This window comes from Marinomonas vaga, assembly GCF_055388305.1.
In genome coordinates, this window is record NZ_AP043903.1 from 3,050,785 (window position 1) to 3,065,204 (window position 14,420).

Here is a 14,420-nt window from a genome sequence, read left to right on the forward strand (position 1 = left end):
GATATGGTTACCAGATAGACAGACTCTTGATGATCATCAAGGCCTTTTCATTTATCGCGGTGACTTAGAGATAAGTGTGGCCCCAGGTAATAAACAGCATAAGCTTAAATATCATCTCGAAAAAGCTCTAATAGAAGGGGTGAGATACATTGCTACCTTTGGCGGCCCTTACTCGAATCATATAGATGCTTTCGTTAAGCGAACCGTTGAGCTTGGGTTACAGCCAATTGTTGTGGTTCGTGGAGAGGTGCAGCCAAGTCTTACTGACACCTTGAGAACTGCTGTGTGTAACGGAGCCATTCTCTATCCCTGTAGCCGCCAAGACTATAAGCGTGGTCTTGATTCTGATGTGAAGCGTCAGGTGGACAGCGATTTCAATACTATTTATTGGATACCTGAAGGTGGCTCTGGGCCCCTAGGGGTAAAAGGGTGTCAAGACTGGGCCGAAGGGATTTTAAATAATAATGGTTCAGGAGGTGAACCATGGGACATGGTCTGTCTTGCAAGTGGCACTGGCACCACTGCAGCAGGGTTTCTTTCTTCATCCAATGTATCCCAGCTTGCCGTTTTTAGCGCTTTGAAAGGCACTAAGAATCTTGAGCTGGACATTCGCAGCCAAGCATTAGTGGACACCTCGGGCAAACATCTGCTTACATTTGATGAGTGTTATCATGGAGGATTCGGTAAATTCTCACCAGAGCTATTCGCCTTTTTATGTGACGTGTATTCATTAAATCCAACACTAAAGCTGGACCCAGTGTACACAGGGAAGATGCTTTACCAAGTGCAGCAATTAATCACTGATGGCCGTTGGCCTTACCGTCGCACATTATTTATCCATACCGGTGGTCTGCAAGGGTGGCGCGGTGTGGCAAAACACCACTGGCCATTTGATTCAATAGATTATTGAGCCGGATACGGGTTTGGTTCCATGGCGAATGCTATGGCTTCATGTTACATTCTCATTTTTAATATGCTGTTTATGCTCTAATTTATTGAAGTGTCTCTTAACACCCAGATATAGACGTGATCAGTAAGACAGACAATTGCAACTCAAGTAACGGGAACCTTTACTCAATGAGTCTTTTCAAACGGATTGGCATTATCGCTCGCTTAGATAAGCCACAGATCTTAGATACCGTTAAACGTTTAATGGACTACCTTATAGAAGAAGGGGTGTCTCCCGTACTGGAGTCTGACTTAGCAACTATGATGCCCGGCATGCGAACGCCTTTTGCACCGTTGAAAGAGCTTGGCAGTCACTGTGATCTTGTGATGGTGGTAGGCGGAGATGGCAGCTTTTTAGGTGCCGCACGTGCCATTATCGACTTTGATATCCCTGTCATAGGCGTGAACCGAGGGACTTTAGGTTTCCTTACCGATATATCTCCGAATAATTTTGAAGCTGAGTTGGGTCCTATCCTGCGTGGAGAGTACCTAGAAGAGCAGCGCTTCATGATTGAGGCCAAGATAAAACGACAAAATCGTCCCAGTGGTGAAGGTATTGCCTTAAACGACTTAGTGCTTCACCCGGGTAAATCAGCTCGAATGATTCGCTTTGACCTTTTCATTGATGACCAGTTCGTAATGAACCAGAAGTCTGATGGTTTGATTGTGGCAACACCAACAGGCTCTACCGCCTATGCATTATCTGCTGGCGGTCCCATAATGCTACCTAAGCTGAATGCTTTGGTACTGGTGCCAATGCATCCTCATACATTGAGTAATCGACCTATTGTGATTGATGCGGACGCCAAGATTCGTATTGTTGTCTGTGAGTCAAACTTAACTTACCCCAGTGTCAGTTGTGATGGTCAGCTTAATATTACTGCCGCACCAGGGGATGAGATTCATATTTCTCGTCGTCAAGGGGGCATTCGTTTGATTCACCCTAAGGATCATGACTTCTATGACGTCTGTCGTAGCAAACTCGGTTGGCAGTCTGGTTACCGCCAATAACTGAATCGTTTAGTAGGGTAGCATGCTATTAATCTACGAATTTGCTTCTAATGAAGATCCTGCTTCATTGAGCAAGGTGCTTTGGAAACAAGGCATTAGCCATCGCATTTTGCAATCTGACCATGGCAACCAACTATGGTTGTTAGATCCGAAGCAATCTCATGGTGCCATGGCTATCTTAGAATCTTGGCAGCATGATCCCCATGCTGACTTCATGGTCCATGATACTCAAAATGTCAGTAAACCAAGCCGCTTGCTTGCGGATTGGCACATGTCCCCGTTAACCATTGCTTTGTTAGCTGCCACCTTCGCTGTGTCAGTGATCACTGGTCTTGGAGAGTATTTAGAGAACGTCGGATGGTTTACCATTTCTTCGTTTGAATTGTTGGGCAATAGAATACGTTTTTATCCCTTGGAAGAAGTTCTTGCCCAAGGGGAATACTGGCGCTTGTTTACACCTGCTTTGATACACTTTGGCGCAGCGCATTTAATATTCAACGCCCTTTGGGTCTGGGATTTAGGCCGTAAGGTTGAGCGGCTGATAGGTTCTGTGGCTTGGTTATTGTTTACCCTGTCGGTCTCAGTTGTCAGTAACGTGGGCCAGTATTTAATCAATGGTTCCCCTTTGTTTGGTGGCCTGTCTGGTTTGGTATATGGGCTGGTGGGCTTTGCCTGGTTAATGCCTATTTTAGTGAAGGGATGGCCTAAGATTATCTCTAAGCCATTAATGGTGTTTTTTACCGTATGGTTAGTGCTTGGTTACACCGATGTTTTTGCCATGCTTGGGCTTGGCAATATGGCCAACGAGGCGCACTTAATCGGCCTAATGTCAGGTTTGATCTTGGCGGGTGTATATAGCCTTTATTTCAAAGTATTTAAGCGACAAGGCTAACCTTGTTTCGTTAACCAGTGTGCCTGGAAGAGTTAAAATGAATTTTAAAGATATGATCGATAATATGTCCCCAGAAGTTTATGGGCGACTCAAGCAAGCTATTGAATTAGGTAAATGGCCTAACGGCGTCAAGCTGACACCGGAGCAAATTGAGATCTGTATGCAGGCGGTCATCACCTATGACTATACCAATAAGTCCGAAGAGCAACGCGTAGGCTACATCGATCGTGAAGTTCATAAGGGTTGTGATACCAAAACAGATACTTTGCAGCATGATACGGTCAAATGGGTGAACAACCCGGATGCTGATTCATGATTCAGGGCGATCTTCGAAAAATGGCAGCCAGTGCCGATCAAGACGGTAAGGTTCACTATGAGCTAAAAATAGGGGACTCGCTAATCCCTCTGTCTTCGGCGTTAGGGCAAAAAGTTTCGTTAAAATTTAGTGGCGCTATTCACTGTATCCATTGTGGTCGTGCAAGTAAAAAGTCCTTTAGCCAAGGTTTTTGCTTTCCCTGTTTTAAGAAACTTGCGGCCTGTGATACCTGCATCATGAGCCCTGAGAAATGTCATTTCCATTTGGGCACTTGCCGTGAACCGGAATGGGCAGAGCAGTATTGCATGCAAAGCCATTATGTCTATCTCGCCAATACCACGGCACTCAAAGTTGGGATTACCCGAGGCGATCAGCTGCCCACACGATGGTTAGATCAAGGTGCCACTCAGGCAAGAGCCATGTTCTTGGTTGAAAGTAGAAGAATGTCAGGATTGGTCGAAACTTTGTTTAAAAATGAAGTGGCTGACAAGACCAATTGGCGCAATATGCTCAAGGGCAGCGACTTGACATTTGACTTGGCTGCAGAGCAAGAACGCTTGATAAATCAGCTATGGGAAGGCTTGGACGCCTTGCAGAATGAATTTGGTCTTCAATCGATTCAAGAGCTAGACCATACCAATCAAACCCACGAGTTTACGTATCCAATTTTAGAGCACCCCACCAAGGTGACTAGCATTAATGCTGAGAAGACCCCATTGGTAGAAGGCACCTTACTGGGCATCAAGGGGCAATATTGGCTGCTTGATACTGGGGTGATCAATCTACGTAAGTACACTGGATACGAAGCAGAATTCACGCTATAGGAGCGTTAGCATGTCAGAACAGAATCCATCCGCCATTTACTTAAAGGATTATAAAGTTCCAGAGTTTTTGATTGATAAAACGGAGCTGACCTTTGATCTAGATGAAACCCAAACCATTGTAACCTCTCGGCTTCATCTGCGTCGGAACCCAGAATCTAACTCTGCCACAGCGCCTCTTGTGTTGGATGGTGGTGAAGACGTTAAGCTGATTGGCGTGGCGATTGATACGTATGAATTACCAAAAGAAGAATATTCTTTGGTTAATGATAAGTTGATCATTACGGCGACACCGAATGAATTCATTTTGACCTGCGAAACATTGATTGAGCCCCAGAATAATACCAAGTTGGAAGGCTTATACCGATCTTCCTCAATGTTCTGTACTCAATGTGAAGCGGAAGGATTCCGTCACATTACCTATTACCTGGATCGTCCTGATGTAATGTCAGTATTCACAACCACCATCATTGGCGATGAAAGCAAATACCCCGTTATGCTTTCAAACGGGAATGAGATCGAACGGGGTAAGACAGAAGAAGGTAAGACCTTTGTTACCTGGAATGATCCTTTCCCTAAGCCTGCCTATCTTTTTGCTTTGGTGGCCGGTGATCTGAACGTCATCAATGACACATTCGTGACCATGAGTGGTCGAGAAGTGGCACTGCAGATTTACACTGAACCCCATAATATTGATAAAGTGGATTTCGCCATGGACTCCTTAAAACGTTCCATGAAGTGGGACGAGGAAGTGTATGGGCGTGAATACGATCTGGATATATTTATGATCGTTGCCGTTGATGACTTCAATATGGGAGCCATGGAGAACAAAGGGTTAAATATCTTTAACTCCTCCTGTTTGTTAGCAAGCCCCAAAACCACAACGGATGACGCGTATCTTCGCGTGGAAGCGGTCGTAGCCCATGAATACTTCCATAACTGGTCGGGTAACCGAGTGACCTGCCGTGATTGGTTCCAATTAAGTTTAAAGGAAGGCTTTACGGTTTTCCGTGATCAAAGCTTCTCCGCGGATACCCATTCATCTGTGGTTAAACGTGTCGAAGATGTGTCCTTTTTAAAGACAGCCCAGTTTGCCGAAGACGCAGGCCCTATGGCCCATCCGATTCGTCCAGCATCCTTTATCGAAATCTCGAACTTTTACACCCTGACCATCTATGAGAAGGGCTCAGAAGTCGTGCGTATGATACACACCCTGTTGGGTGAAGAAGGCTTCCGTAAAGGGTCCGATTTATACTTTGAGCGACATGATGGTCAGGCTGTGACCTGTGACGACTTTGTTGCGGCCATGGAAGACGCCAATGACGTGGATTTAAGTCAATTTAAGCGCTGGTATTCTCAAGCAGGAACACCTCGTGTCACTGTGACTGACGAATATGATGAGGCAAGCAAAACTTACCGTCTTCATATGTCGCAAATGACTCCCCCGACACCTGGGCAGCCCACTAAACTCTCATTGCACATACCTGTTAAAGTTGGCCTTGTTAGCGCTAACAACGAGCCTTTAAGTTTTGTTTATGAAGGCAATACTCATGATGAAACAGTTTTGCATTTAAAAGACGCAGAGCAAACCTTTGTCTTTGAGAATGTGACTGAGCAACCAGTGCCTTCGCTACTACGTGAATTCTCTGCGCCGGTTAAACTTAATTATGACTACTCTACGGAGCAACTGCTTCAGCTTATGTCTGGTGATGCGGATGGATTCAACCGTTGGAGTGCCTCTCAGCAGCTTGCTGTAAACGAACTGAACCAATTAATTGTTCAGTATCAAGCAGGGCAAACCTTGAGTGAAGAGACTCAGTTACTAAAAGGCTTTGCTACGCTTTTAAGTGACAAAACCCTTGATCCAGCCATGGTTGCTTTGATTCTTGCTTTGCCAAGCCAAGCTTACATGTCCGAACTGGCGGAAGAAATTGACCCCCATGGCATTAAAGCCGCTCGTAAACATTTACGAGAGTTAATAGCAAAAGGGTTAGAGCAAGAATTTAAAGTAGCATATGAAACTAATACTACTGATGGGCCATATGAAGCCACTGCAGAACAGATCGCTAAGCGATCATTAAAGAATGCTGCCCTGGCTTATTGGGTCGCAGCAGGTAGTGACGAAGCCGCCAGTGTTGCAGTGAGACAATACCGCAATGCAGACAATATGACTGACCAGTTTGCCGCGCTTAGCATCATTGTTAATTTCGACTTGCCTGAAGCCGATGAGTTGCTCAATGCCTTCTATGAGCAGTGGAAGCACGAAGCTTTAGTGGTTATTAAATGGTTGATGTTAAGTGCTGCAAGAGAGCAGGAAAACGGTTTGGCGAATGTTAAATCCCTAATGGAACACCCAAACTTCGACATTAAAAACCCAAATAAACTCCGAGCGGTAATCGGTGGTTTGGGACAGAACACCCAAGCTTTCCATAATTTAGATGGTAGCGGTTATGCCTTTTTGGCGGATCAGATCATCCTGATGAATAAACGTAATCCTCAAATTGCTTCTCGATTATGTACGCCACTCACTCGATGGCAACGTATGGAGCCAGAGCTCTCTGGTCTGATGAAGGCTCAACTCGAGCGAATCGCAGGGGAGGATTTGTCGAAAGACGTTTACGAAGTGGTTTCAAAGAGTCTTGCATAAATTACGAAAAGCGCTGGTCAGACCAGCGCTTTTTTTTGTAAGGTAATTGTCAGGGATACAAGCTAGACTTTATTGTTATCTCAAGCATTTTACGATCACAGGCGTCAAACGTTGACATAGGGAGCCAATAATAATGAAACAGTCGTTCAGTTATCTTACTCCAGTTGCTTTGGGTGTTATGCTATCTGCATGTAGTACAACATCAAATACAACAGATAACGGCTCCAGCTTGACTGAGCAAGTGGTTGTGACGCCTACAGAATCCTCATCGACCTCTGATCAGGAAAAACATCAAGATCAAATCGATGCCCTTAAAGAGCAACTCGCAGCCAATTCAGAGCAGATTGCAACCTTGACTCAAGCCCTTGATCAAAAAGAGTTACAGATTGCCGAACTTATGAGCCAAGGCACTGATGCAACAGCCCTAAGTCAAATCGAAACACTTAAAGCTCAACGTAATAAATTAGAAATCGATTACAACCAATTACGCTTAGAAAATGATCGTTTAACTGCAAGGATCCAAACTCTTGAGCAGCAAAACCAAGGGTTGCTTGCTGAACAATCTTCTCAAGAAGCAGACTTTATTGAGCTCAACAAAAGTTTTAGAACCCTAGACAGCGCCCATTATGCATTGAGTAAGAATTACCGAGACCTATCGGTTGAACATGCTCATCTAAAAAGTCACTACGATGCATTGTTAGCGAGTAATGGAGAGTTAGAGGCGCAATATGATGCACTTAATCAAGAAAACCTTAAGTTAGGTGGCGCCTTATCTGAAGCTCGTGCACAACATCAGGTGCTGTGGGATAAAATTCGTGTGCAAAGTAACGTAATTAATTCCCTTGAAAACAGCAATGCTGAGATGGCTCGTGGTGGAACGATTGAGGTTGTTGATGGGGAAACCGAAGCCCCCGATACTGCTGCTCTTAATGCAGAAATCACCCGTCTGAAAGCAGAGCTTAATGCACAAAACGGACTCATATCAGACTATCAAAATGATGTTATCGCTTTAGAAAATGAACTTGAGGAACAAGAAGAGGGCTTGGACCGACAGCTTGCAGAGCTCGAATCAACATATCGTACCACTAAAGCAGCGAACGACACCTTAACCCAAGACATTGAGCAACTTCGCTTACAGATCAGTGCTCAAGACGCAGAGTTACAAAACCTTCAAGCACAACTCATAGAAAGCGAAGCACAAAAAGAGCAATACCGTGCAGAAATGACGCGTATTAGAGAGGGCAGTGCTGCACAGGTGGCTGAGTTACAAGCCCAAGCCAGCCAGCAAACTGAACAGCGTGCTGCCTTAGAGGCACAGGTTAATAATCTTATTCCATTTGAAGGGGCTGTTCAGTCTCTGCAGCGACAATTAAATAGTGAGCTGACCAATGTTCGTTGGTCACTGCCAAGCTCTGCCAACGTCCAAGATACCTTCGAGATTCAACTTGCTGCCAATGTGAATAATGCTGTTCAAGGGCAAAGTTTCTATGCTGAGCTGTTTACTGACAGTGCCTTGAGTATGATGAGTGCTTCTGAGGCCGAATCGACAGTGGAAAATGGGCAAGTTAGCTTCCGTTGGCGTCTAACAGGTCTGAATGAGGCCCCTAATGCAACACTCAATGTTGTCGTTAACCAAAGTGTGAATTATGACGGGCACTCCTTCCAAAGAAAGGTTTACCGTGACCATACTCAGGTAGAATTAATATCTAATGATTGGATGGCGAAATACGGTTACTGGGCATTGGCCATTTTAGGAGGGTTAATCATAGGTTTTGCAGTGGGCAAATCTGGACGTCAATCCAATAAATAATGGCGCATCTGGGCAACTGTCTTAAAAATCAACGCCATATGGGACTTCATTCATCATTTCATTACTAAAATTCAACAACATCAAAGTTGGGTTTGGTATAGTAGCCTCGCATAAAATTGTTTGAGGTAGTAATTGTGGTGAAGTCCCGCTCGTACGACATTATAGAAAGCCGATTAAAAGAGAATATCCTGATTCTGGATGGTGGTATGGGTACCATGATCCAAAGTTACAAATTGGAAGAAGGTGACTATCGCGGCGAGCGCTTTAGCGACTGGGAAAGTGAGCTGAAGGGCAACAATGACCTTCTGTCACTGACACAACCTCAGATTATCAAGGCTATCCACCTAGCTTATTTAGAAGCTGGTGCGGACATCATTGAAACCAACACCTTTAACGCAAACCATATTTCCATGTTGGATTACCACATGGAATCTCTTAGCTATGAGATCAACTACGAGTCTGCGCGTTTGGCTCGACAAGCTGCCGATAAAATAACTGCCAAAAACCCGCAAAGACCTCGTTTTGTAGCGGGGGCGGTGGGTCCCACAAGCCGAACATGCTCTTTGTCCCCTGACGTAAATGACCCTGGTTTCCGAAACATTACCTTTGACGAGCTTGTAGACGCCTATACAACGTCCATTGATGGTCTCGTGAAAGGTGGTGTAGATCTCATTCTGATCGAGACTATTTTTGATACTTTGAATGCTAAAGCAGCTATTTATGCGGCATTACAATATTTCGAAGATCACGGTCAGCGTTATCCTATTATGATCTCAGGTACCATCACAGATGCTTCAGGTCGTACCTTATCAGGTCAAACAACAGAAGCGTTCTGGAATTCTATCTCCCACGCCAAGCCTCTATCAGTTGGCTTGAACTGTGCCCTTGGACCAAAAGACTTACGTCAATATGTAGAAGAGTTATCCCGTATTGCCGATACCCATGTATCTGCTCACCCTAACGCTGGTCTTCCTAATGCGTTTGGTGAGTATGATGAGACTCCAGAGGAAATGCTGGAAGAGATTCAGTCTTGGGCTGAGGCGGGCTTTCTAAACATCATTGGTGGTTGTTGTGGTACTGAGCCTGCTCATATTAAAGCTTTTGCAGATGCCTTTTTAGAGTCGGCTCCCCGAGAGATCCCTGAGATCCCTAAAGAATGTCGTCTGTCAGGACTTGAGCCCTTTAACATCAGTGAAGAAAGTCTCTTCGTTAACGTCGGTGAGCGAACCAATGTCACTGGTTCTGCTATGTTTAAACGCCTGATCAAAGAGGGTGATTTTGACACGGCATTAGATGTGGCTCGTCAGCAGGTTGAGAATGGCGCACAGGTCATTGATATCAACATGGACGAAGGGATGCTGGATTCTCAGGCTGCCATGGAGCGATTCCTGAAGCTTATCGCGTCTGAGCCTGATATCTCCCGTGTGCCGATTATGCTTGATTCTTCCAAGTGGGAGATTCTCGAAGCGGGCTTGAAGCTCATTCAAGGTAAAGGGGTGGTTAACTCCATTAGCTTGAAAGAAGGGGAAGATAAGTTCATCGATCAGGCGAAATCCCTGATGAAATACGGCGCCGCAGTGATTGTTATGGCATTCGATGAAGTGGGCCAAGCGGACACCCGTGAGCGTAAGATTGAAATTTGTCGCCGATCTTACGATGTACTCGTCAATAAAGTTGGCTTCCCACCGGAAGACATTATCTTTGACCCGAACATCTTCGCCATTGCTACAGGTATTGAGGAACATAACCGTTACGCTTTGGACTTCATTGAAGCAACGGCAGACATCAAGCGTGAGTTGCCTTACGCGAAAATTTCAGGGGGTGTTTCGAACGTATCCTTCTCTTTCCGTGGTAATAACCCCGTGCGTGAGGCTATCCACGCGGTGTTCCTATACCACGCGATTAAAAACGGCATGACCATGGGTATAGTAAACGCTGGGCAGCTTGCCGTTTACGAAGACATTCCAGAAGCACTTCGTAACGCCGTTGAAGACGCAGTCCTAAATCGCACTCCTGATGCCACAGACAACCTCTTAGCCATTGCGGGTGAGTATATGGGGTCTGGGGAAGTAGCTGAGAAAGAAACCCAAGAATGGCGTAATCTGCCAGTGGGTGAGCGTTTGACCCATGCTTTGGTAAAAGGCATAACCGAATTCATCGAAGATGATACGGAAGAAGCTCGTCAGCAGTTTGACCGTCCATTAGAAGTGATTGAAGGACCACTCATGGATGGCATGGGGGTTGTGGGCGACTTGTTTGGCTCCGGTAAAATGTTCCTACCACAAGTAGTTAAGTCTGCTCGGGTAATGAAAAAAGCAGTTGCCTACTTGATGCCATTTATCGAAGAAGAAAAAGCTCGCAACAATTCAGGCGGGTCATCCAGTGCCGGTAAAGTCGTCATGGCAACGGTAAAAGGCGATGTCCACGACATTGGTAAAAACATTGTGGGTGTAGTGCTACAGTGTAATAACTTCGAAGTGATTGACTTGGGCGTTATGGTGCCTTCTGAGAAAATTTTACGTACCGCGAAAGAAGAGGGTGCGGACATTATTGGGTTGTCAGGCTTGATTACGCCATCTCTCGACGAAATGGTTCATGTGGCTAAAGAAATGCAGCGCCAAGGTTTTGAATTGCCTGTCATGATTGGCGGTGCAACCACATCCAAAGCTCATACTGCGGTTAAGATCGAAAAGAACTACAAGAACAACCAAGTGGTTCACGTGACTAACGCTTCTCGAAGCGTGGGTGTTGCCAGTGCATTATTAAGCAAAGACGAAGAGCGTCGCGCTAAATTTATTGCCGAGATCCAGGATGACTACGAGAAAACCCGTCAACGTTACAAAGACCGTGCTAGCGCAGGTCGCCGTGTGTCCCTTGATAAAGCTCGTTTTAACAAAACACCTGTTGATTTCACTAAGGTAGTGACACCTAAAGAGCTCGGTATCACAGTATTCGAAAACAGTGATATTGATTTTAATCAGGTGAAGAACTACATCGATTGGACACCATTCTTCCAAACCTGGGAGCTGGCTGGTGCTTACCCCAAAATCTTAACAGATAAAGTGGTAGGAGAGGAGGCGACTCGCCTGTTCGCCGATGCAAATGAAATGCTTAATGTGGTCATTGAGGAGGCTTGGTTGGATGCCAAGGCAGTTGTTGGCTTGTTCCCTGCTAACCAAGTGGATCATGATGATGTTGCGATCTACGCAGACGAAAGTCGAACCCAAGAGTTGACTCGCTTGAATTTCTTACGCAACCAGAATGACCTAACGGCTCCAGGTAAATACAACCAGTGTCTATCTGATTTTGTTGCACCTGTGGGAGAAGCGAATGACTACATGGGAGCTTTCGCCTGTGCTGCTGGCTTTGGTATCGATCCGATAGTTGCGCGGTTTGAGGCAGACCATGATGATTATAACTCCATTATGATTAAGGCTGTAGCAGACCGACTTGCAGAAGCCACTGCTGAGTATCTTCATGAACGAGTTCGTAAAGAGCTTTGGGGCTATGCAGCGGATGAAACCTTAACTAACGAAGAACTGATCAAAGAAAGATATCAGGGTATTCGTCCTGCCCCTGGCTATCCAGCTTGTCCAGATCATACTGAAAAAGACAAATTGTGGGCGTTGCTGGATGTAGAGTCCAATATCGGCATGAAGCTAACTGAAAGCTATGCCATGTTACCCACGGCAGCTGTCAGTGGCTGGTATTTCGGTAATAGTGATAGTAATTACTTTGGCGTAGGTAAAATAGGACCAGATCAGGTTGAAAGCTATGCAGACCGAAAAGGCATGTCTAAAGACGATGCGGAACGCTGGTTAGCACCAAATCTAGGCTATGACCCAGAAGATGATCGCATCTAGGTATGTTTTCGCGATCATATAACATTGTTGTACATGTCCCGTGCAATCAAGCATGGGGCATGTTGATCGCACCTGACCAAGGCCAATGGAATCATGCGGTAAAAAGTCTTCAGGCCTCCTTTGGCTTTCACACGGGGTCAAATTTACAGATGGATTTGCGATCCCTGAAAGGCCCCTGGCATCTGAATGCTGAGGTACTACAAAGCCGCGCTCCCACCCATCTATCGTTTCAAAGTTCATTTCGTTATTGTTTTCTAAACCATACAGAAACTTGGTGCTTTGATCTGGCATCCATGAATAAACGTACCACAGACATTACCGTGTCCTATGAATTGAAAGGGACCTTTTCCGCCACGCTATGGAAAAGTAAATCTTATATCGTTCAAACTATTCTTGAGTTATGGCTTGAGAGTCTTAAAACACAATTGGAAAGGATCTAAACCATGGCAAAAGCAATTCACGATCCCGAGAAGCATAACCAACGCATGAAAGCGATTAAGCAGCATGTGGACAAGCGTATTGCCAAAGCACAGCAAGATAAAGGAACCTTTGTCTTGCTGACGGGAAACGGTAAGGGTAAGTCCAGTTCGGCATTAGGTATGGTCGCACGAGCCCTGGGGCATAATATGCGAGTCGGAGTGGTTCAATTTCTAAAGGGTGAATGGAACACAGGTGAAATAGACTTCTTCAAGTCCCATGAAAACGTCACTTGGCATATCATGGATTCAGGCTTTACTTGGGAAACACAGAATAGAGAAAAGGACATACTTAGTTCAGAAGCTGCATGGCAAAAAGCCAGTCAGTTGTTAGCCAATGAGTCCTATGATCTTGTGGTTTTAGACGAATTGACCTATCTGCTTCACTATGAGTATTTGTCCGCGGACCCTGTTTTGGATGCAATTATGAATCGTCCTGACTCTCAGCATCTGGTGGTGACAGGTCGTGGAGCATCAGATGAGCTTGTAGAACTCGCTGATACAGTCAGCGAAATTAAAGAGATCAAACATGCCTTCAAGCGTGGCATAAAAGCCCAGAAGGGGTTGGAGTTTTAATTTAAATCACTAGGAATCTTAAGTTAAATAGTGAAATATTCTTATTATTTGCTGTTATTCTAGTGTTTTTTACTTTAATGGAGAATGATGAAATGGCAGATATTGAGCGTCTTGAAGTGGGTCAACGTATGAGCCGCATTGTGAAGCATAACGGCACGATTTATCTATGTGGCCAGGTGGCAGCGGATGCTGAGACCGGCATTAGCGAGCAAACTCAAACCATGCTTGATAAGGTGGATGCTTTATTAGTTCAGGCTGGATCAGATCGTCAACACATTCTTTCTGCAACGGTATATTTGCGTGATATGAAAGACTTTGCGGCAATGAATGCTGTTTGGGATGCTTGGGTTCCGGAAGGTTTTGCCCCAGCACGAGCATGCGTTGAAGCGCGCCTTGCCCGTGCCGAACTATTAGTTGAAATTTCAGTTGTCGCGGCTGAGATTTAAAAAGTCAAATCCACGTCTATATTGGCAACAGCAATGGTATTGCTAAGCTTTTGAATGTTTCGCGCCATGTCACGTGAAAGATTCAAGATCAAAATACCGAAGTCAAAGGCGTGTTTATCGTGGAAAGCCGCAAACAAGTTGTAATCCACTTTTAAAAGTATGGCGTCTTTTTCTGCTCTGGCATTCCCCAAACGTTGTGTCAGAGAAATCATGGTGACATAGCCAAGCGCTTCACCAAACGACACTCGTCTTATGAGTGTTGCATTGGTGGAGTGCTTTTTATAGAAAGCTACCTCTCCGGTGATAACGATGTAGAAAAAATCGCCCTTGTCCTCATTTTCAAAGACGCTTTCACCCTTTGAAAAATGTAATAGCTCCCCCTCGTTGACTAGATATTGAATACCAGATGGGCTTAAGGCACCAAAAATTGAGCCTGTTTTTAACCGTTCTGGTGTGATGTCTTCAACACATTGTGAGATCTGGATTGTATTCATAACAATCACCTCCCTTTTTTTACAAGCCTATGCCTGGAGCAGGGGATTCTCCATAAGGAAATGGTGGTATTTCGTATAAATACGTAAGTAAAATTGCATTATTCATGAGATATTCATAAC

General features: G+C 45.0%; 11 protein-coding genes. 10 read left to right on the forward strand and 1 reads right to left on the reverse strand.

Features of this window, described 5'->3' with window-relative positions; all coding sequences use genetic code 11:
* Positions 1-76: 76 nt before the first annotated feature.
* From ACZ5DR_RS14250 to ACZ5DR_RS14295, 10 genes are all read left to right on the forward strand, one after another.
* The gene (locus ACZ5DR_RS14250) at positions 77-910 is read left to right on the forward strand and encodes a 1-aminocyclopropane-1-carboxylate deaminase/D-cysteine desulfhydrase (protein WP_377367348.1); all 834 of its coding nucleotides are present in this window, start codon (positions 77-79) and stop codon (positions 908-910) included.
* Positions 911-1,077: 167 nt separating this feature from the next.
* Positions 1,078-1,959, forward strand: a complete 882-nt coding sequence (locus ACZ5DR_RS14255) for an NAD(+) kinase (RefSeq protein WP_377367350.1) — start codon at positions 1,078-1,080, stop codon at positions 1,957-1,959.
* A gap of 22 nt (positions 1,960-1,981) precedes the next feature.
* Positions 1,982-2,851: a rhomboid family intramembrane serine protease gene (locus ACZ5DR_RS14260; protein WP_377367352.1), complete on the forward strand. Its 870-nt coding sequence runs from the start codon at positions 1,982-1,984 to the stop codon at positions 2,849-2,851.
* A gap of 37 nt (positions 2,852-2,888) precedes the next feature.
* Positions 2,889-3,167, forward strand: a complete 279-nt coding sequence (locus ACZ5DR_RS14265) for a YeaC family protein (protein WP_377367354.1) — start codon at positions 2,889-2,891, stop codon at positions 3,165-3,167.
* Positions 3,164-3,991 (forward strand): DUF2797 domain-containing protein, encoded by an 828-nt coding sequence (locus tag ACZ5DR_RS14270; protein ID WP_377367356.1) that lies wholly within the window; start codon positions 3,164-3,166, stop codon positions 3,989-3,991. The genes ACZ5DR_RS14265 and ACZ5DR_RS14270 overlap by 4 nt, the downstream gene beginning before the upstream one ends.
* A 10-nt stretch (positions 3,992-4,001) precedes the next feature.
* Positions 4,002-6,635 (forward strand): aminopeptidase N, encoded by a 2,634-nt coding sequence (gene pepN / locus ACZ5DR_RS14275; RefSeq protein ID WP_377367358.1) that lies wholly within the window; start codon positions 4,002-4,004, stop codon positions 6,633-6,635.
* Between the two features lie 133 nt (positions 6,636-6,768).
* On the forward strand, positions 6,769-8,445 hold the full coding sequence (locus ACZ5DR_RS14280) for a coiled-coil domain-containing protein (protein ID WP_377367360.1): 1,677 nt from the start codon (positions 6,769-6,771) through the stop codon (positions 8,443-8,445).
* A 134-nt stretch (positions 8,446-8,579) separates the two neighbouring features.
* A complete protein-coding gene (metH, locus tag ACZ5DR_RS14285) occupies positions 8,580-12,308 on the forward strand; it encodes a methionine synthase (RefSeq protein WP_377367362.1) in 3,729 nt (1,242 codons plus the stop codon).
* Positions 12,309-12,751: 443 nt separating this feature from the next.
* Positions 12,752-13,360 (forward strand): cob(I)yrinic acid a,c-diamide adenosyltransferase, encoded by a 609-nt coding sequence (gene cobO / locus ACZ5DR_RS14290; protein ID WP_377367364.1) that lies wholly within the window; start codon positions 12,752-12,754, stop codon positions 13,358-13,360.
* Between the two features lie 92 nt (positions 13,361-13,452).
* A complete protein-coding gene (locus ACZ5DR_RS14295; protein WP_377367366.1) occupies positions 13,453-13,806 on the forward strand; it encodes a RidA family protein in 354 nt (117 codons plus the stop codon).
* Here ACZ5DR_RS14295 and ACZ5DR_RS14300 read toward each other — a convergent pair.
* On the reverse strand, positions 13,803-14,300 hold the full coding sequence (locus ACZ5DR_RS14300) for a cyclic nucleotide-binding domain-containing protein (RefSeq protein WP_377367368.1): 498 nt from the start codon (positions 14,298-14,300) through the stop codon (positions 13,803-13,805). The genes ACZ5DR_RS14295 and ACZ5DR_RS14300 overlap by 4 nt on opposite strands.
* Positions 14,301-14,420 lie beyond the last annotated feature (120 nt).